Consider the following 17,807-nt stretch of genomic DNA (forward strand, 5'->3'; position numbering starts at 1 on the left):
AAAATATAACAAACGGCTCAAGAGGGATTGCCAACGCTTGGCGACTTTAGTGCAAAATTGAAATTCAGTGTTTACAGTGTGTTTTTTGAGTTCGGCTATGCGTTGTCAACCCCTTAGCCGGGCGTTAGGTGTCAATTGATGGAGTGTCAATTCAAGGAGAGAATATGAAGTGTCCATATTGTGGTGTGAGAGTTAGCTACTTTAAAGCATGGAAAATTAGTCGTTGGAAAAACCATGTCTGTCTAAATTGCGGTGGTGAATCTAGCACAACGACAGGCAATGTTGTCTTGATGGTGGCTTGTGTATTGGTGCCTCTATTTTCGATAGACATGTTGTTTTCGAGCCTGCAACAACCGTTGCACCGAGGCCTGTATCTTGCTCTGGCAATATTATTATCTTACATAGCCCATAGATATATTGGGAAGCTTCAAAAAAATAAGCAACAAAACACCTAACAAACGCTTCAAGAGGGACAGCCAACGCGCGGCATTTTTATCATGCGTTGGTTTTTGTGATTCCGGTGTTATGCGGAAGCTTGGTAGTAGCGTTGTCTGCCCCTTAAGCGGGCGTTATGTGTTTGATGAGTTTTTAAGGTCAAAGCTACGATTTCATTGATAATTCGTTCCGTGTTTTCGGCAAGTTGGCTTAGTCGAAATGGATTCTTAAACAACTTGAGATTGATCGTTTTCAAGGTTTTTGGGTTGCCTCAATTGAGTTTTGGATCTGGTTCGTGTTGAGTTTCGTTGGTTTCAAATCGCTTTAATTGAAATGTCTTTTTGACTGATTTTCTTGCTGAAGCTCAGCTCTGAAAATCTGGTGACGCAAAAAATTTAGCGGTTGCTGAAAGGGCGCTTTCTTTGTTGTTGATTCTGTAAGTGGCTCTCTTTGGCTAAGATCGCTGTGAAATTTAGGTTTTGGTAAACATCGTTTTTGTACGTAACTTATTCAAATTCCTTTGTTTCTACGGTGGTTTACTTTGAATTCACGGTAAAATTCACATAACAAGCAATTCAAGTGGATTCTCAACGCGTGGCAGTTTTACTATGCGTCAGGTAAAGTGCTTTACGGTGCAATACAGCGGCTTGGTCAGTGCGTTGTTCACCACTTAATTGGGCGTTAGGCAAAGTGAGTTTTTATCAGCCAAATCGGGTTTGAATTGAACGGCGAATTCCATGTTCTCATGGCTGGACTTAAGCAATAAATCGTCATCACCTATTTGCTGTTTCTTGATCGCGTTGGGTTGTTTATCGTTGTGAATTTAGCGGCAAAATAACCTTCAGCATCCAAACGTCCGCCGAGCATGCTACGCTCGTCACTTTTCTTCTAAATCGCTCAATTTGAGTTTTTTTGTTTCTTTTCTGATTTGGCATTTTGGTTTATAAATGAATCGGTTAGTTTGTTTCAAATTTACAAAAAAAGCTCGTTCTTTGGTTTTGAAAGTCTCAGTGTCAATCTGTTGGCCTAACAAACGGCTCAAGAGGGATTGTCAACGCGTGGCGGCTTTAGTGCAAAATTGAAGTTCAGTGTTTATAGTGTGTTTTTTGAGTTCGGTGGTGCGTTGTCAACCCCTTAGCCGGGCGTTATGGCTATCAAGTTTAGTTCATCATTAATGTCGGTAAATTGGTTTAAATTGGAGTACTATCATGCGATTAAACTCGCTGAAGAACTCGATGACAATCCCAATTAAAAATGTATCAAATCCGGATATCAAATCCGGAAATGTCGTGCTCAAACTGCCATGCTTGTTGCTGCCGTTTAGAGGTTATGATCATTACCGATACAGGTGTGCCAGAGCAGCATATTGCATTCGATGAATGGGGTGGAGAAACGATGCTGCGTTTGTCAGATGGTTGGTGTTCAGCTCTAGATCGTGAAACGTTCATGTGCATAATTTACGAAAATCGCCCTTGGATTTGTCGAGAATTCGAAATGGGCTCTTACGAATGTCGAGATGAACGTATAGACCTTTCTTAAAGTTTTACCCAATAAATCAGTGAGTTGTTAGCCATAACAAACGGTTCAAGAGGGACAGCCAACGCGCGGTATTTTTATTATGCGTTGGTTTTTGTGGTTACGCTGTTATGCGGAAGCTTGGTAATGGCGTTGGCTGCCCCTTAACCGGGCGTTAGTTTGCCCACCGACTACAATCAGTCGGTAGGGAATTTCTGCTTCTGATGTAGAACTCGCATTACACGAATTGTTGAGCCGTCAACCGAATAGGAAACGATCATTGAGATTTCGGGGATAATTAGTAATCGTCCTCGAATGCCATCACGTTGAAAACCCATCAGTGGCTGCTCAAGTAAATTTTCTACTTTAGCTTCGATGATTTCGTCAGTTTTGTCTGCTGCGTTTGGGTTGAAGTCATAAAGAAACTCAAAGATCTTCTCACGATCATTTAGCGATTCTTCTTCCCATAAAATCATTGTTGACCTCGGCTACGAATCTTAGCTTTTCGTTCAGCCATTAGTGCTTTTGCTGAGTCATGATCAACAAATGAAGCTTTTCCTGAGTCAAACTTTTCAAATGCTAAGTTTACTTGTTCAGTTAACCAAGCGTCATGAGATAATGTTTTTCTTTGTTGCTCAGCCATTTGTTCAGTAAGTTCACGGCAAGCATCGCTGAGTGTGCGACCTTGGCTCTCAGCCATTTGCTGAGCTAAGCGTTTAACTTCGTCATCAACACGAAATTGAATTCTAGTGTCCATGAGTAACCCCCTAAGTTTGCGTGTGTACAAATGTTAGCACTAGAATCGAGCAAGGGCAACTAACAAACGGCTCAAGAGGGATTGCCAACGCGTGGCGACTTTAGTGCAAAATTGAAGTTCAGTGTTTACGGTGTGTTTTTTAAGTTTGGCGGTGCGTTGTCAACCCCTTAGCCGGGCGTTATGCTCTAGTCACAATCAAACTATTTTGGAATTTATCACAATGAAAAAATTAACAATTCTAGCTCTTTCATCACTGGCTTTCTTCTCATCTAACACTTTTGCTAGAGATGATGTGGGTAATTATTCGATTACAAAGGCAATGAGCTCTGAAGTGGCTAAATCTAAATTAGGCACTGAAGTTTCATTTTACTTTGGCGAGCAGAGTTACGGCAAAGTTCTCAAAGAATTAGGTGAATTTAAAACCAGTAAAAAAACGAACGCTTTCAATAAAACAGATGAAGAAGCGTGCAATTGGGTATTTCTTTCCGCCATGATTGCTCTTAAAGACAGAGCGATAAAAGAGGGTGGAAATGCAGTAGTTAATATCAAATCAAATTACAAAAATAACCTCACTTCAAGCAACGATACTTTTCAATGTGGTGCTGGAGCCGTAATGGCTGGAGTTGCATTGAGTGGTGAAGTTGTGAAGCTCAAAAAATAAGCATAACAAACGGTTAAAGAGGGATTGCCAACGCTCGTCGACTTTAGTTCAAAATTGAAATTCAGTGTTTACGGCGTGTTTTTTGAGTTAAGTGGTGCGTTGTCAACCCCTTAAGCGGGCGTTATGGCTATCAAGTTGAGTTCATCATTAATGTCGGTAAGTTGGTTTAAATTGGAGTACTATTCTGCAATTAAACTTGCTGAAGAACTCGATGACAATCCCAATTAAAAATGTATCAAATCCGAAAATATCATGCTCAAACTGCCATGCTTGTTGTTGCCGTTTGGAGGTTATGATCATTACCGATACAGGTGTACCAGAGCAGCATATTGCATTCGATGAATGGGGGGGAGAAACGATGCTGCGTTTGTCAGATGGTTGGTGTTCAGCTCTAGATCGTGAAACCTTCATGTGCACAATTTACGAAAATCGCCCTTGGATTTGTCGAGAATTCGAAATGGGTTCTTACGAATGTCGAGATGAACGGATAGACCTTTCTTAAAGTTTTGCCCGTTAAATCAGTGAGTTGTTAGCCATAACAAACGCTTCAAGAGGGACAGCCAACGCGTGGCATTTTTAGCATGCGTTAGGTTTTGTGATTACGGTGTTATGCGGAAAGTTGGTCGTGGCGTTGGCTGCCCCTTAAGCGGGCGTTATGTTTACTTGTATTTCAGTGGCTTAAAGCTTATTCGACCTATGTTCTTTGTCCCTCTGGCTGTTCGTTCGAGTTGCCTCAGCAAATCCGCATTGTCGGCCCAAGTTTGTGAATTTCTCAGCCCGTAAAACATGTCAATGTTCGTGGGTTGCTTCATTTTCAGGTCGTGACGGTTGGTTTCAAATCTCACTGGCTCTAAGTCGCTCTGAGGTTCTTTGTCAATTAGCATTTCAGCTTGGCAGTTGCCTCGGCAATTTGCCATTGTTCTGCGCTTTGGTTGGAAAGAGAGGGAGCTTGTTGTGAGTTAGTCGGGTTGCCTCATTGGGCAGGGAAGTGGACTTACGCGCTTCGTGTTTTGTGCCTCTGGCGGCCAAGTGAGTATTGGCGTGTGACTGACTTCTTGAAATGCGGTCAACAGTGCAGTTCTTTGCCAAATAAATCAGTCATTTGTGGTAAAACATAACAAACAATTCAACAGTGATTCGCAACGCTTGGCGCTCTCACTTCGGGTTGAATTTCGTGTTTAAGGCGCAGTATTCAAGTTCAGTGCTAGCGCTGCTCACACGTTAATTGGGCGTTAGGCAAGGTGAGTTTTTATCAGCTAAATCGAGTTTGAATTGAACAGTAAATTCCATGTTTTCATGGCTGAATTTAAGCAATAAATAATCATCACATATTTGTTGTTTCTTGATCGCGTTGGGTTGTTTAGCGCTGTGAGTTTAGCGGTAAAATAACCTTCAGCATCCAAACGTCCGCCGAGCATGCTACGCTCGTCACTTTTCTTCCAAATCGCTTAATTTGAATTTTTTGTTTCTTTGCTGATTTAGGTTTTTGGTTTATAAATGAATGGGTTAGTTTGTTTTAAGTTTACAAAAAAGCTCGTTCTTTGGTTTTGAAAGTATCGTTGTCAATCGGTTGGCCTAACAAACGGCTCAAGAGGGATTGCCAACGCGTGGCGGCTTTAGTACAAAATTAAAGTTCAGTGTTTACGGTGTGTTTTTTGAGTTCGGCGGTGCGTTGTCAACCCCTTAGCCGGGCGTTAGGCGCTACATTAATCATTCCCTCAGACATTCGAGGGAAATTACATAGATTTTAAGGTATGAGATGAAGTTTACTGCTATAGATGTTGAAACATCAAATGCCGATATGGCGTCAATTTGTCAGATTGGAATAGCTCAATTTGAAAATGGGAAATTAGTTAATGAATGGTCATCACTTGTTAACCCAGAAGATTATTTTGATCCAATAAATGAAAGTATTCATGGTATTTCAGAAGAAGATGTTGCAAATTCACCAACTTTCCCAGAAGTGCTCGAGAAGGTACACACATTATTTTCAGATTCAGTCATTGTTAGCCATACACACTTTGATCGTGTATCTATTGGTCGTGCAATAGCTAAATACTCACTTGATCCTATAGAAAATAGTTGGCTTGACTCAGCAAAAGTTGTTCGTAGAGCTTGGAAAGAATTATCTAGAAGTGGTTATGGGCTATCAAATGTTTGCAATTTTATTGGTTATGAGTTTAAGCATCATGACGCATTAGAGGATGCAAAAGCCTGTGGTTATGTTTTACTTGCAGCAATTACAAAGAGTGAGTTAGGCATTGAGGAGTGGATAACACAGTCTAATTTACCAATTGGTATATCTTCAGATGGCTCTGCTGAGATTAAGCGAGATGGTAACCCTGAAGGTGAATTTTACGGAGAGGTCTTGGTATTCACTGGAACATTGATAATACCAAGCACAAGTAGGGTGTCAAGTTGCATCTGGAGTAACGAAGAGAACTACTATGCTTGTTGTCGGTGATCTGGATATAGCAAAACTTGCTGGCAAAGAAAAAAGTTCTAAGCATTTAAAAGCTGAAAAATTAATTCTTAGCGGTCAACGAATCAAAATTATTAGGGAAAGTGATTTTAAAGAGCTCGTAACTGAGTCCACAACATGCGCCTAACAAACGGCTCAAGAGGGATTGCCAACGCGTGGCGGCTTTAGTGCAAAATTGAAGTTTAGTGTTTACAGTGGTTTTTTGAGTTCGGCGGTGCATTGCCAACCCCTTAGCCGGGCGTTATGTGAATTGGAGAAATTGAGTATATGAAGAAGTTAATCGCTATATTTATAGCCGTCTTTTGTCTAGCTTCGATTGGTGCTCAAGCTAATGATCATCAGTTAAAAAATGCGTATGAAAATCATCAAAGTGATATTCAAGTCCAAGGCTCAGGCACAGTTATTCGCTTGTTACCTGATGACAACGAAGGAAGTAGGCATCAAAAATTCATATTGAAACTGGACAGTAAACAAACTTTACTTGTTGCTCACAATATTGATTTAGCTCCTAGGGTTCCAAATCTAAAAGTTGGCGATCGAGTCCAGTTTTACGGTGAATATGAATGGAACAAAAAAGGTGGTGTCATGCACTGGACGCACAAGGATCCAAACAATAAACACCCGCAAGGTTGGTTAAAGCACAACGGTAAGACGTACGAGTAAAATTCACATAACAAACGGCTCAAGAGGGATTGCCAACGCGTGGCGACTTTAGTGCAAAATTGAAATTCAGTGTTTACAGTGTGTTTTTTAAGTTCGGTGGTGCGTTGTCAACCCCTTAGCCGGGCGTTAGCTGGGGTTAAGAAAGGCTGTGAGTTTAGGGTGGAAAGGCTTTCGGTTTTCTAGCTACACACCGGACAAATCTCAGCTTCTCAACTATCTCGCCAGTGGCACTTTTCGGGAAGTGTTTGAACTTAACGAAGTCTGCTTACGGGAAATGTTGTGTTTGTTAAGTTCGTTGACGCGGCTTCTTTGGTGTTGAAATTCATGAATGCCTAAATTCGTTTCGTGTGCTTTGTCGTTGGCTTTTTCGATAGAATTCTTTGCAAATTACCGAGCTCTGGAATGGGGGTTTTCTCGGTCATTTCTTCTTTGCCAAGCGCATTTCGTGGATTGGGTTTTAATTTCACAGCTGTTTGTTTTACTTTGCCGTTTGAAAGCAATAATGTGTTTCAAATTAGGCACTTTGGCGTAATTTTCTAGCGAAAGTGCAGCAGCTAACTAGGCGTTTAAGACGGATTCCCAACGCTTGGGAGTTTCGGTTCTAGGTTGAGTTTTGTGTTTAAGGCACAATGGGTTAGGATTGTGGTCGCGTTGCTCACCACTTAACGCAGCGTTATAAGCAAGTTGAAGTTTGGGCTTTAAAGGAAAGTAAAAATGGAAGTTGAATATTTTGTAAATCGCCCAATTACGCCAGAGCAGTTTGTGGAACTCCTCAATCAGACAACGCTTGGAGCTAGGCGTCCAACCGATAATTACGAGTGTATCAGTGGGATGTTGGCAAATGCGGATTTGCTTGTTTCAGCTTGGATTGGTGAGCGGCTTGTCGGTATTGCTCGCTCGGTGACAGATTTTCATTACTGCTGCTACTTGTCGGATTTGGCTGTCTCGGAGCAGGTCCAATCGAAAGGTATTGGTAAAGAATTGATCCGACAGACTTTCGCTAGTCTTAAAAAAGGTTGTAAGTTGATTTTGTTATCAGCTCCACAAGCAACAGAATACTATCCAAAAATTGGTTTTAAGCAGCATAACAGCGCATGGCTAATGTCGGATTTAGAAGAGCTTCTGTAACGTTGGTATCTTGCTTATAACAAACGCCTCAAGAGGGACTGTCAACGCGTGGCGTTTCCAGTCCCAATGAGCCGCGGTGGTTACGGCTGTTGTGTTTGAGTTTCGTGGTAATGCGTTGCCAGCCCCTTAGGCGGGCGTTAGGCAAAGTGAGTTTTTATCAGCTAAATCGAGTTGAAATTGAACGGTAAATTCCATGTTTTGTGGCTTAATTTAAGCAATAAATAATCATCACATATTTGTCGTTTCTTGATCGTGTTGGGTTGTTTAACGTTGTGAATTCATCGGTAAAATAACCTTCAGCATCCAAACGTCCGCCGAGAATGCTACGCTCGTCACTTTTCTTCCAAATCGCTCAATTTGAGTTTTTTTGTTTCTTTGCTGATTTAGCATTTTGGTTTATAAATGAATCGGTTAGTTGGTTTTAAGTTTATAAAAAAGTTCGTTCTTTAGTTTTGAAAGTGTCGGTGTCAATCGGTTGGCCTAACAAACGGCTCAAGAGGGATTGCCAACGCATGGCGACTTTAGTGCAAAATTGAAGTTTAGTGTTTACAGTGTGTTTTTTGAGTTCGGCGATGCGTTGTCAACCCCTTAGCCGGGCGTTATAAGCAAATCCAGCCTCAGAGGATGAAAAATGGAAATTGAGTACAAGGTAAACTATCCAATCACGTCGAAACAGTTCGTGAATTTGCTAAAGAAAACATCACTTGGTGAACGTAGACCACTAGAAAATGAAGCAATCATCAAAGGTATGCTTGAAAACTCAGATCTAATTGTTACTGCATGGATAAACGATCAGCTTGTTGGCGTGGCGCGTTCTGTTACGGATTTTCATTATTGCTGTTACCTATCGGATCTAGCCGTTGATGAAAGCGTTCAATCGAGTGGTATTGGTAAATATCTAATATTGGTAACCAAAGAAGAATTGAATCCAAACTGTAAAGTTATTTTATTATCAGCGCCTCAAGCGCAAGCTTACTATCCAAAAATCGGTTTTGAGCATCATGAAAGCGCATGGGTTTTATCAAGTGCCGAACAATTAAAGCTAATTTAAATCAAGGTGTTATTTTGCTTATAACAAACGGTTCAAGAGGGACTGCCAACGCGTGGCGGTTTTTGTTCAAATCAGCATTTGTGATTACGGTTGTTATTTTAGGTTCAGTGTTTTGCGTTGTCAGCCCCTTAACCGGGCGTTAAGCGTCAGAATAATATCGAGGTATAAATTGGATTTATTTACTCCTATAGCAGATGAAGAGCGCCAACATCCAATCTTCAAAATGCTGTTACAAGAACAATACAAAGCCGAAAGAGAAGTGTTGAACTCATGGGCTAAGGGTTTTGAAGATCGTGATGGTAAGTTTGTATATGAATTTCAAACTACATTTGAATCTTCAATGTGGGAACTCTATCTCCACGCTTTTCTGAAAGAGCTTGGGGCTCAAACAGACTTTTCACATCATGCACCTGATTTTGTGACTGAGCTAGATAGAGAGATTACACTTGAAGCTACTATTGCTGCACCAGCGCAAGGTGGAGAACCAGCAGCTGGTCATTCTCAGATGTTTGCGCCGAAAGATTTTGCTGAGTTCAATCAACAGTCAACGATTCGAATTTTGAATAGCTTGTCTTCAAAAATTAAAATGTACCGGACTAAATACTCCCAGTTAGAGCATGTAAAAGGAAAGCCCTATGTCATTGGGCTAGCGTCATTCGATAGACCTTTTTCACACTATGCAGTTAACCGTTCTATAATTGCTGCTTTATATGGTCTCTACATAGACGAAGAAACCACTATAGCTACAGGCTCCAAAGAGCTTATTAAGTATCCAGTTGAAGCTGTCGTAAAAAATGAGAAAGCAACAATCCCTACGGGCTTGTTTGCTACCGATGAGTATAAAGATGTTAGTGCGGTTATTTATAGTTCGTTAGCTACATGGGGCAAAATTCGTGCGTTGGCTGACAACCCTGATGCTATGACTGTCTACCACACGTCTCACCTTCCTGTTGGCGACAGCATTCAAGCTGAGATGCGTTTTGCTCCAAAAGCAGAGTATGTTGAGAATATCGCTGATGGATTGCATATATTGCATAATCCACATGCTGAATACCCTTTAGACGCTAGTACTTTTAATCACGCGCGCGTTGCACAATACTTTTTAGATCCAGAGAAAGGTATAGATGTAATTGCTCCAGATGACTTCCTGTTACTTAGGCAATTACAAAGCGTAGTCGTGCGACCAGACGCTTAACAATCTGTTTAAGAGTGATTCGCAACGCTTGGCATTTTTGTTATGCGTTGCGTTTAGTGTTTAAGGTGGTATGCGGCGGCATCAGTATTGCGTTGCTCACACCTTAACAGGGCGTTATGTTTAATCACCAAAAATCAGTGGATTATGATTTTTCTTTGCTCCCTTGGCTTGTGAGTTTTGTGTTTCTCGGCAAGTTGGCTTCAGTGGGCGCGGTTTTCCGGACAATTATTCTTTGGCGCTGGAAATTCAGAGAATTGCCTCAATCAATTTTCGGGCAAGCGCGAGGTTGGTTCGGCTGGCTCAATCAGTATTTTGATCACAGGTTTTTGTGCTTGAATTGACGAAATTGGAAGTCTGTTTTTCAAATCTATGAGTTGTTTCAGTTTTCTGGGTTTTGGCTTTTGTTTGTCAGTCAAAACCGAGTTAATCTTGGTTTGGGTAAAACGTAAGTCATTGAAGCTTAAACATAACAAACGCTTCAAGAGGGACAGCCAACGCGTGGCATTTTTACTATGCGTTGGTTTTTGTGGTTACGGTGTTATGCGGAAAGTTGGTAGTAGCGTTGTCTGCCCCTTAAGCGGGCGTTATGTGGTGGCGTACACCAGTGGTATTTGGACGTACCAAAATTAAGGGTATATTGATCGGATTAACCATAGTGTTATTTTGTTAGTTTCATTATTAACTACGAGGTCTTGATTATGTCAGATGACTGGATTTGGCAGTTGTTGCATGTGTTAAAGCTTTTGTTAGGTACTGGGCCGTTGTTGCTTATACTCATGATATTGATCCCATTTGCATTTCTTCCATCAATTATCGCGTTAAAGAAAAATCATCCTCATAAGATTCCTATCGCCTTGGTAAATGTTTTAGGTGTTTTATTGTGGTGGGCTGGATGGTTAATTGCTTTGATTTGGTGTTTTATTGTCCCAGAAAATAAAGCTGCGAGTATAGCTAACGTTGTAGATGAGCTTGATAAGCTCCACTCTTCGAAAGAGAGATGTATTATTTCTGAGAATGAATTCAAGGTCAAATAGAAGGAACTAATGCCGCTGTAAAGAACCACATAACAAAAAATTTAAGAGTGATTCACAACGCTCGGCGCTCTCATTTCAAGTCAGTTTAGTGATTATGGCACAATGGTTTAGCTAAGGTGTTAGCGTTGTTCACACCTTAATTTGGCGTTAGGGGTTACAGCATGAATCTAAGTGAAATTTATTGAGGGAATTATGAACAGAGAGTTGAGCAATCCAGAACAGTATTCTGAGTTATGGACTAAAGAGTCCGAATTTCTTGAATTGCACGGTATTTATGAGAAGTTGTCGCATCATACTCCTAAAGGTAATACTTTGGAGTTTGGCTGCGGAACTGGTAAGGGAACGCGCTATTTATCAAACGGTCGCAGTGTTTTATCTTTAGATAGTAATCAATATTTGATCGATGCTGCTAACAGCTATCTTGAAGGTTTAAATGTAAGCAGAAACATTCATAAATGTGATTTTTTCGAGCTTACGACTGAAGACAAAAAAGCTATTAAGACATTCTCACCAAAAGTTATTACAGGATGGTTTGTTGGATCTCACGGCCAAGATATTTTTAAGCATACACCTGAAGAACCTGATCCTGTTACAAAGTCAAAACTATACCGTGAAAAAATTGAAGATATCATTGTTTCAAAAGATGTCTGCCTTGAATCTGTTGATTATATTCACTTAGTAAACCGTGGAGCAATTATTGAAGGGACCTCTGACAGTGAAATATTCAGTGAAACTAAAAAAGATTATGACACTTATGTTTTTGGAAATGTCGGTTTTGAGGTTGTTGAAGTAAAAAATTACGAGTGGCCAAGAGTTGGTAGCGAATTTCAATATGGCCAAGCTCATAACCCAAATCTAGCAAAAGGTAAGGCGATCCCAATGATTACTTCAATTGTCGCCAAACGAAAATCAAAGTAACCCCTAACAAATTGCTTAAGAGTGACAGCTAACCTTTGGCGTTTTTGGTTTGGTCTGGTTCAGTGATTATGGTGGCTTTGCTTGGGTTTTGTGACGGTTAGCTGCACCTTAGCAAGGCGTTAGCTATTGTTTTATTCAGCAGCAAGGAAATTAAAGATGTCAAAGTATCAATTTTTCTGTAAACCAAATTCAAATCGTAATGAATTTACTTATCTGGATATGAGTTCAGAAACTTATCTTTTTGAAAAGGAAGAGCTTTTGAGAACGGGGTTAGAAGTGGAAGGTGATACGATTTATGCTTCTTCTCCAGAAGAGGCTATTGATAAATTCAAATCAAATTTTTGTGAGCCTTTGAAGGATTATGCAAATTCAAATGTTGCAGGTGGATTGGCGACATTCATTTTTGAATCATTCAAATCAGTCACTGGGAAAAAATAGCTAACAAACGGCTCAAGAGGGATTGCCAACGCTTGGCGACTTTAGTGCAAAATTGCAGTTCAGTGTTTACGGTGTGTTTTTTGAGTTCGGCTATGCGTTGTCAACCCCTTAGCCGGGCGTTAGGCAAGGTGAGTTTTTATCAGCTAAATCGAGTTGGAATTGAGCGGTAAATTCCATGTTTTCTGGCTTAAGTTAAGCAATAAATAATCATCACATATTTGTTGTTTCTTGATCGCGTTGAGTTGCTTTTCGTTGTGAGTTTAGCGGCAAAATAACCTTCAGCATCCAAACGTCCGCCGAGCATGCTACGCTCGTCACTTTTCTTCCAAATCGCTCAATTTGAGTTTTTTTGTTTCTTTGCTGATTCAGCATTTTGGTTTATAAATGAACGGTTTAGTTTGCTTAAAGTTTACAAAAAGACTTGTTCTTGGGTTTTGAAAGCATTGTTGTCAATTGATTGGCCTAACAAACGGCTCAAGAGGGATTGTCAACGCGTGGCGGCTTTAGTGCAAAATTGAAGTTCAGTGTTTACAGTGTGTTTTTTAAGTTCGGCGGTGCGTTGTCAACCCCTTAGCCGGGCGTTATGTTTATCGGAGGAAATCATGATCAGTTGGCCATGTATTCTAAAATTGGATGGTGATGATGAACTAGTTTATCTTGCATCTGATAGTGATTTGAACAGAGAGTGTTCAAATTTGATTTTATGCCCAAATGATAGAGTTATTGATTCTGTTGGAAACACTTTTTCGATAATTATCAATGATGCAGAAGTTAATCTGGTGAGTGAGCAAGTTCAAGTTACAGCGGAACAAGCATCAAAACTAATTCAGTCGTATGAGTTTTGTCGCTCAGAGGCATGCTTGACAAAAATTCAGTTTGAGTCCGTGTTTGATGCAATTAACTGTCTGAAATCTCAAGCTAAATAAACATAACAAGGCGTTTAAGTGGGATTCATGCCGCGTGGCATTTTTGGTCTGCGGTGGTTTTTGTGGTGAAAATGGTCTGCGGAAGGTTGGTTTATGCGGCATTCACCCCTTAACGCGGCGTTATGCTTAATCACGTAAAATCAGTGGTTTATGCTTTTTCTTTGTTCCCTCGGCTTGTTAGTTTCGAGTTTGTCGTCAAGTTGGCTTTTTTGAGCGATGCTTTTCGGACATTTATTCTTTAGCGCTGAAAATTCAGAGAATTGCCTCAATCAATTTTTGGGCAAGCGCGAGGTTAGGGCGGCTGGCTCAATCAGAAATCCATTTCTAGGTTTTCAAACTTCAAACCAGATTTGCCAAAATTCCGAGCCTGATTATCAAAACTATGATTCATTTCGGTTTTCTAAGTTTTGGCTTTTGTTTCTGAATCAAAGTCGAGTTAATCTTGTTTCCAGAAAAACGTAACCCATTGAAGCTTAAGCATAACAAGGCGTTTAAGAGGGATTCATGCCGCGTGGCATTTTTGGTATGCGGTTGGTTTTGGTGGTGAAAGTGGTCTGCAGAAGCTTAGTTTAGGCGGCACTCACCCCTTAACGCGGCGTTATGTTTAAGGAGCAAAATTGGAGACATTACTGGTTGGGATAGCATGTGGTTTGATTGGGTGTTTTGCTGGTCACTGGTTGGCAATTGGCCGAGATCGGAGAAAAGAACATAACGATGTTATTTACCCATTAAAGCAAAAAATTTTAACGCATTTAGATGCATTATCTGAAGGAAACGTAAACTATTATATTTCAGAAGACGACATAAAGCCGTTACGTTTGTTTTATAAGGAAAGCAAGTATCAAAGAATAAAACATCTACACGATGACTATCAAAAAATAGCCAGAGATCATATGAGTCAAAACGATTATGGTGAAGTTATGTACTCTAAAGCTGGATGTGAAAAAATGGCAATAGAGGTTACAAAGCTTAATAATATATTGCGGCTGAAATAAACATAACAAACGCTTCAAGAGGGACAGCCAACGCGCGGCATTTTTACTATGCGTTGGTTTTTGTGATTACGGTGTTGTGCGGAAAGTTAGTAGTAGTGTTGGCTGCCCCTTAAGCGGGCGTTAGGCAAAGTGAGTTTTTATCAGCTAAATCGGGTTTGAATTGAACTGTGAATTCTATGTTCTCATGGCTGGACTTAAGCAATAAATCGTCATCACATATTTGTTGTTTCTTGATCGCGTTGGGTTGCTTTTTGCTGTGAATTCATCGGCAAAATAACCTTCGGCATCCAAACGTCCGCCGAGCATGCTACGCTCGTCACTTTTCTTCCAAATCGCTCAATTTGAATTTTTTGGTTTCTTTGCTGATTTAGGGTTTTGGTTTATAAATGAATCGGTTAGTTGGTTTTAAGTTTGTAAAAAAGCCCTGTTCTTTGGTTTTGTCAATTGGTTGGCCTAACAAACGGCTCAAGAGGGATTGCCAACGCGTGGCGGCTTTAGTGCAAAATTGAAGTTTAGTGTTTACAGTGTGTTTTTTGAGTTCGGTGGTGCGTTGTCAACCCCTTAGCCGGGCGTTATGGCTATCAAGTTGAGTTCATCATTAATGTCGGTAAATTGGTTTAAATTGGAGTACTATTCTGCGATTAAACTCGCTGAAGAACTCGATGACAATCCCAATTAAAAATGTATCAAATCCGGAAATATCGTGCTCAAACTGCCATGCTTGTTGTTGCCGTTTGGAGGTTATGATCATTACCGATACAGGTGTACCAGAGCAGCATATTGCATTCGATGAATGGGGTGGAGAGACGATGCTGCGTTTGTCAGATGGTTGGTGTTCAGCTCTAGATCGTGAAACCTTCATGTGCACAATTTACGAAAATCGCCCTTGGATTTGTCGAGAATTCGAAATGGGCTCTTACGAATGTCGAGATGAACGGATAGATCTTTCTTAAAGTTTTACCCAATAAATCAGTGAGTTGTTAGCCATAACAAACGGTTCAAGAGGGACAGCCAACGCGCGGCATTTTTATCATGCGTTGGTTTTTGTGGTTACGGTGTTATGCGGAAGCTTGGTAGTGGCGTTGGCTGCCCCTTAACCGGGCGTTATGTTTATTGGAGAAATTTATGGTCAATTGGCCTTGTATCCTGAAATTGGATGGTGACGATGAGCTCATTTATTTGGGCTCAGAAACTGACTTGAACTGCGAATGTGTGGGGTTGATTTTTAGCTCAGATGATCGAGTAATAGATTCTGAAGGCTTTGTATACTCATTGGTTTCAGATGCTTCAACAGCGATTAACTTGGTTGGAAACTCAGTCCAGATTTCAGCAGAAGATGCATCAAGATTGATTCAATGTCACGAGTTTTGTCGAGCTGAAGTTTGTTTGACAAAAATTCAATTTGAGACGGTAAGTGACGCAATTAAGTGTCTTAAATCTTAGGCTAAATAAACATAACAAACGGCTCAAGAGGGATTGCCAACGCGTGGCGGCTTTAGTGCAAAATTGAAATTCAGTGTTTACAGTGTGTTTTTTGAGTTCGGCTATGCGTTGTCAACCCCTTAGCCGGGCGTTATGAGTATCCGCAATTATAGAGACAAGGAGTCAATTTTGTTCAAGCTTTATTACTATCCAAACAATGCGAGCCTAGCTCCTCATTTTTTGCTTCATCATTTAAAAGCAGACTATGAGCTGTTGTTAGTTGATAAAAAATCGAACTCTCAAAAATCAGCGGATTATCTTAGGCTCAACCCAGCAGGGCGCATACCGACCTTAGTTGTTAATGACCAACCAATTTTCGAAAGCCCAGCTATCTGCATGCACATCTGCGAATTGCACCCTGAATCAGATTTAATGCCATCGTTAGGTGATCCGACTCGTCCTTTGTTTTATCAATGGCTCGCGTTTCTCAATAATACGCTGCAAGCTGAACTCATGGTCCGCTATTACCCTCATCGCCACACTAACGATGAAGCTACCATTCCAAATGTTATAGCGGCGCAGGACGAAAGAATTGCTGATGCATTGTCAATTATCAACGACCAGTTAGAGCATCAAGAATACTTGCTGGGTGATACCTTAACAGCATGTGACTACTTCTTGTTTATGCTTGCAGAATGGTCGTTGCCAATTGAAAAGTCACCACTCGATTTCAAACACCTAGCAGCGTATTTAAAGCGCCTTTGTTTGAACCCAACTATTAAAGCGGTTTGCGACATCGAGGGTATAGACCTCACACCATTTGAGTCATACTCATAACAAACTGTTCAAGAGGGATTCCCAACGCTTGGGACTTTTGTCTCTAAATTGGGTAATGTGTTTATGGCGTTATTTTTAAGTTAGGTGGTAGCGTTGCTCACCCCTTAACAGGGCGTTAGGCAAAGTGAGTTTTTATCAGCTAAGTCGAGTTTGAATTGAACGGTAAATGCCATGTTTTCTAGCTTAAGTTAAGCAATAAATAATCATCACATATTTGTTGTTTCTTGATCGCGTTGGGTTGTTTAGCGCTGTGAGTTTAGCGGCAAAATAACCTTCGGCATCCAAACGTCCGCCGAGCATGCTACGCTCGTCACTTTTCTTCCAAATCGCTCAATTTGAGTTTTTTGTTTCTTTGCTGAGTTGGCATTTTGGTTTATAAATGAATCGGTTAGTTTGTTTCAAGTTTACAAAAAAGCTCGTTCTTTGGTTTTGAAAGTGCCGGTGTCAATCAGTTGGCCTAACAAACGGCTCAAGAGGGATTGCCAACGCGTGGCGGCTTTAGTGCAAAATTGAAGTTCAGTGTTTACAGTGTTTTTTTTGAGTTCGGCTATGCGTTGTCAACCCCTTAGCCGGGCGTTATGCGATTAATGAGGTCAGCGAAAGGAATAGAAATTTATGTACAAAGTTGGCGTTGTTATATTTGATGATTTCACAGATGTAGACTTTTTTCTTATGTATGACTTGCTTGGGAGAACAACCGATAGTTGGACGGTCAGCATACTGGGAACTAAACCAGAACATCATTCCCACCTTGGCATGAAAGTTAGAACTGACGGACATATTTCAGAGGTGACTAACCAAGATGTCGTTCTTATCACTAGTGGTAAACGTGGTATTCCAGCAGCGATGAAAGAAGCTGAATTTATGTCAGCATTGAGCCTCGACCCAAACAAACAGCTAATTGGCTCGATTTGTGCTGGTTCATTCATCCTTCATGAACTCGGTTTACTAAAAGGTAAGCCATTAACCACGAATCCAGATGCTAAAAGTGTTCTACAAAAGATGGGAGGAGACGTTCAGGATCTGCCTTTAGTAGTAGAAGGTAACATAGCCACTGCCGGAGGTTGCCTTTCATTGGTGTATCTCATTGGTTGGGTGGCAGAGCGGCTTTTTGACTTAGATAAACGAAAAGCTATTCAGAATCAATTAATTCCAGCTGGGCAGTTAGAACTTTTTGAAGAGCTAATTAGCACAACTATTCAGTCAGCAGAGTTGAAAAATTCGCTTAGTATCAAGTTTGAAGTGCGACACTTTTTAAAGATGCGCATGAATATACTCCAGTGGTGTTCTATACCCAAGTCTTTTGCGTGGGCGCATATTTAATTTGTGTGCAATTTCATTGCAGAGCTT

At 40.7% G+C, this 17,807-nt stretch carries 19 protein-coding genes and 1 pseudogene; 18 read left to right on the forward strand and 2 right to left on the reverse strand.

From position 1 onward, the window contains the following. Nucleotides 1-1,689 precede the first annotated feature (1,689 nt). Nucleotides 1,690-1,974, forward strand: coding sequence for a YkgJ family cysteine cluster protein (locus AACV12_RS02535; RefSeq protein WP_249371409.1), 285 nt, complete (start codon nucleotides 1,690-1,692; stop codon nucleotides 1,972-1,974). Nucleotides 1,975-2,147: 173 nt separating this feature from the next. On the opposite strand, the gene AACV12_RS02540 is transcribed toward AACV12_RS02535, so the two are convergent. Next, the gene (locus tag AACV12_RS02540; RefSeq protein ID WP_170901459.1) at nucleotides 2,148-2,426 is read right to left on the reverse strand and encodes a type II toxin-antitoxin system RelE/ParE family toxin; all 279 of its coding nucleotides are present in this window, start codon (nucleotides 2,424-2,426) and stop codon (nucleotides 2,148-2,150) included. After that, nucleotides 2,423-2,707 carry a type II toxin-antitoxin system RelB/DinJ family antitoxin gene (locus AACV12_RS02545; RefSeq protein WP_170901461.1) on the reverse strand — a complete coding sequence of 95 codons (285 nt, stop codon included), beginning with the start codon at nucleotides 2,705-2,707 and terminating at the stop codon, nucleotides 2,423-2,425. Before AACV12_RS02545 ends, AACV12_RS02540 begins: the two co-directional genes overlap by 4 nt. Before the next feature lie 220 nt (nucleotides 2,708-2,927). Here AACV12_RS02545 and AACV12_RS02550 point away from each other — a divergent pair, with 220 nt between their 5' ends. The 17 genes and pseudogenes from AACV12_RS02550 to AACV12_RS02640 form a co-directional block, all read left to right on the forward strand. Beyond that, nucleotides 2,928-3,368, forward strand: coding sequence for a hypothetical protein (locus AACV12_RS02550; RefSeq protein ID WP_029190018.1), 441 nt, complete (start codon nucleotides 2,928-2,930; stop codon nucleotides 3,366-3,368). A 211-nt stretch (nucleotides 3,369-3,579) separates the two neighbouring features. Beyond that, nucleotides 3,580-3,870: a YkgJ family cysteine cluster protein gene (locus AACV12_RS02555; RefSeq protein ID WP_079855511.1), complete on the forward strand. Its 291-nt coding sequence runs from the start codon at nucleotides 3,580-3,582 to the stop codon at nucleotides 3,868-3,870. 1,257 nt (nucleotides 3,871-5,127) lie between these two features. Beyond that, the gene (locus AACV12_RS02560) at nucleotides 5,128-5,832 is read left to right on the forward strand and encodes a 3'-5' exonuclease (protein WP_212754937.1); all 705 of its coding nucleotides are present in this window, start codon (nucleotides 5,128-5,130) and stop codon (nucleotides 5,830-5,832) included. Further along, the gene (locus AACV12_RS02565) at nucleotides 5,816-5,977 is read left to right on the forward strand and encodes a hypothetical protein (RefSeq protein ID WP_212754938.1); all 162 of its coding nucleotides are present in this window, start codon (nucleotides 5,816-5,818) and stop codon (nucleotides 5,975-5,977) included. Before AACV12_RS02560 ends, AACV12_RS02565 begins: the two co-directional genes overlap by 17 nt. 140 nt (nucleotides 5,978-6,117) lie before the next feature. Continuing rightward, on the forward strand, nucleotides 6,118-6,513 hold the full coding sequence (locus AACV12_RS02570) for a DUF3465 domain-containing protein (protein WP_017049506.1): 396 nt from the start codon (nucleotides 6,118-6,120) through the stop codon (nucleotides 6,511-6,513). Between the two features lie 714 nt (nucleotides 6,514-7,227). Next, the gene (locus AACV12_RS02575) at nucleotides 7,228-7,641 is read left to right on the forward strand and encodes a GNAT family N-acetyltransferase (RefSeq protein ID WP_071186291.1); all 414 of its coding nucleotides are present in this window, start codon (nucleotides 7,228-7,230) and stop codon (nucleotides 7,639-7,641) included. Nucleotides 7,642-8,272: 631 nt separating this feature from the next. Continuing rightward, nucleotides 8,273-8,692, forward strand: coding sequence for a GNAT family N-acetyltransferase (locus tag AACV12_RS02580; protein ID WP_170901463.1), 420 nt, complete (start codon nucleotides 8,273-8,275; stop codon nucleotides 8,690-8,692). Nucleotides 8,693-8,861: 169 nt separating this feature from the next. Then, nucleotides 8,862-9,887 carry a glycosaminoglycan attachment site gene (locus tag AACV12_RS02585; protein WP_170901465.1) on the forward strand — a complete coding sequence of 342 codons (1,026 nt, stop codon included), beginning with the start codon at nucleotides 8,862-8,864 and terminating at the stop codon, nucleotides 9,885-9,887. 698 nt (nucleotides 9,888-10,585) lie between these two features. After that, on the forward strand, nucleotides 10,586-10,921 hold the full coding sequence (locus AACV12_RS02590) for a superinfection immunity protein (RefSeq protein WP_170901467.1): 336 nt from the start codon (nucleotides 10,586-10,588) through the stop codon (nucleotides 10,919-10,921). 192 nt (nucleotides 10,922-11,113) lie between these two features. Next, a complete protein-coding gene (locus tag AACV12_RS02595) occupies nucleotides 11,114-11,839 on the forward strand; it encodes a class I SAM-dependent methyltransferase (protein ID WP_170901469.1) in 726 nt (241 codons plus the stop codon). Between the two features lie 156 nt (nucleotides 11,840-11,995). Continuing rightward, complete coding sequence (locus AACV12_RS02600) at nucleotides 11,996-12,277, forward strand: hypothetical protein (RefSeq protein ID WP_170899828.1); 282 nt, start codon at nucleotides 11,996-11,998, stop codon at nucleotides 12,275-12,277. A gap of 602 nt (nucleotides 12,278-12,879) precedes the next feature. Then, nucleotides 12,880-13,203, forward strand: a complete 324-nt coding sequence (locus AACV12_RS02605; protein WP_170901471.1) for a DUF4144 family protein — start codon at nucleotides 12,880-12,882, stop codon at nucleotides 13,201-13,203. 617 nt (nucleotides 13,204-13,820) lie between these two features. Next, on the forward strand, nucleotides 13,821-14,198 hold the full coding sequence (locus AACV12_RS02620) for a hypothetical protein (RefSeq protein ID WP_170901473.1): 378 nt from the start codon (nucleotides 13,821-13,823) through the stop codon (nucleotides 14,196-14,198). Nucleotides 14,199-14,860: 662 nt separating this feature from the next. Then, entirely contained in the window at nucleotides 14,861-15,151 is a 291-nt protein-coding gene (locus AACV12_RS02625; protein ID WP_080569473.1) for a YkgJ family cysteine cluster protein, read from the forward strand. Nucleotides 15,152-15,323: 172 nt separating this feature from the next. Beyond that, entirely contained in the window at nucleotides 15,324-15,641 is a 318-nt protein-coding gene (locus AACV12_RS02630) for a DUF4144 domain-containing protein (protein ID WP_019281465.1), read from the forward strand. 168 nt (nucleotides 15,642-15,809) lie between these two features. Continuing rightward, nucleotides 15,810-16,457: a glutathione S-transferase family protein gene (locus AACV12_RS02635; RefSeq protein ID WP_170901475.1), complete on the forward strand. Its 648-nt coding sequence runs from the start codon at nucleotides 15,810-15,812 to the stop codon at nucleotides 16,455-16,457. A gap of 615 nt (nucleotides 16,458-17,072) precedes the next feature. After that, nucleotides 17,073-17,681 (forward strand): annotated as a pseudogene (locus AACV12_RS02640) (DJ-1/PfpI family protein); the annotation flags it as partial. Between the last annotated feature and the right edge of the window lie 126 nt (nucleotides 17,682-17,807).

Source organism: Vibrio sp. 2-2(8), from assembly GCF_963888495.1.
In the GTDB taxonomy this organism is placed as follows: domain Bacteria; phylum Pseudomonadota; class Gammaproteobacteria; order Enterobacterales; family Vibrionaceae; genus Vibrio; species Vibrio anguillarum.

What these genes read in the sequence shown, in the direction of transcription:
- AACV12_RS02535 (WP_249371409.1), top strand. Translation starts at nt 1,690, where the DNA reads ATGTATCAAATCCGGATATCAAATCCGGAAATGTCGTGCTCAAACTGC.
- AACV12_RS02540 (WP_170901459.1), bottom strand. Translation starts at nt 2,426, where the DNA reads ATGATTTTATGGGAAGAAGAATCGCTAAATGATCGTGAGAAGATCTTT.
- AACV12_RS02545 (WP_170901461.1), bottom strand. Translation starts at nt 2,707, where the DNA reads ATGGACACTAGAATTCAATTTCGTGTTGATGACGAAGTTAAACGCTTA.
- AACV12_RS02550 (WP_029190018.1), top strand. Translation starts at nt 2,928, where the DNA reads ATGAAAAAATTAACAATTCTAGCTCTTTCATCACTGGCTTTCTTCTCA.
- AACV12_RS02555 (WP_079855511.1), top strand. Translation starts at nt 3,580, where the DNA reads ATGACAATCCCAATTAAAAATGTATCAAATCCGAAAATATCATGCTCA.
- AACV12_RS02560 (WP_212754937.1), top strand. Translation starts at nt 5,128, where the DNA reads ATGAAGTTTACTGCTATAGATGTTGAAACATCAAATGCCGATATGGCG.
- AACV12_RS02565 (WP_212754938.1), top strand. Translation starts at nt 5,816, where the DNA reads ATGCTTGTTGTCGGTGATCTGGATATAGCAAAACTTGCTGGCAAAGAA.
- AACV12_RS02570 (WP_017049506.1), top strand. Translation starts at nt 6,118, where the DNA reads ATGAAGAAGTTAATCGCTATATTTATAGCCGTCTTTTGTCTAGCTTCG.
- AACV12_RS02575 (WP_071186291.1), top strand. Translation starts at nt 7,228, where the DNA reads ATGGAAGTTGAATATTTTGTAAATCGCCCAATTACGCCAGAGCAGTTT.
- AACV12_RS02580 (WP_170901463.1), top strand. Translation starts at nt 8,273, where the DNA reads ATGGAAATTGAGTACAAGGTAAACTATCCAATCACGTCGAAACAGTTC.
- AACV12_RS02590 (WP_170901467.1), top strand. Translation starts at nt 10,586, where the DNA reads ATGTCAGATGACTGGATTTGGCAGTTGTTGCATGTGTTAAAGCTTTTG.
- AACV12_RS02595 (WP_170901469.1), top strand. Translation starts at nt 11,114, where the DNA reads ATGAACAGAGAGTTGAGCAATCCAGAACAGTATTCTGAGTTATGGACT.
- AACV12_RS02600 (WP_170899828.1), top strand. Translation starts at nt 11,996, where the DNA reads ATGTCAAAGTATCAATTTTTCTGTAAACCAAATTCAAATCGTAATGAA.
- AACV12_RS02605 (WP_170901471.1), top strand. Translation starts at nt 12,880, where the DNA reads ATGATCAGTTGGCCATGTATTCTAAAATTGGATGGTGATGATGAACTA.
- AACV12_RS02625 (WP_080569473.1), top strand. Translation starts at nt 14,861, where the DNA reads ATGACAATCCCAATTAAAAATGTATCAAATCCGGAAATATCGTGCTCA.
- AACV12_RS02630 (WP_019281465.1), top strand. Translation starts at nt 15,324, where the DNA reads ATGGTCAATTGGCCTTGTATCCTGAAATTGGATGGTGACGATGAGCTC.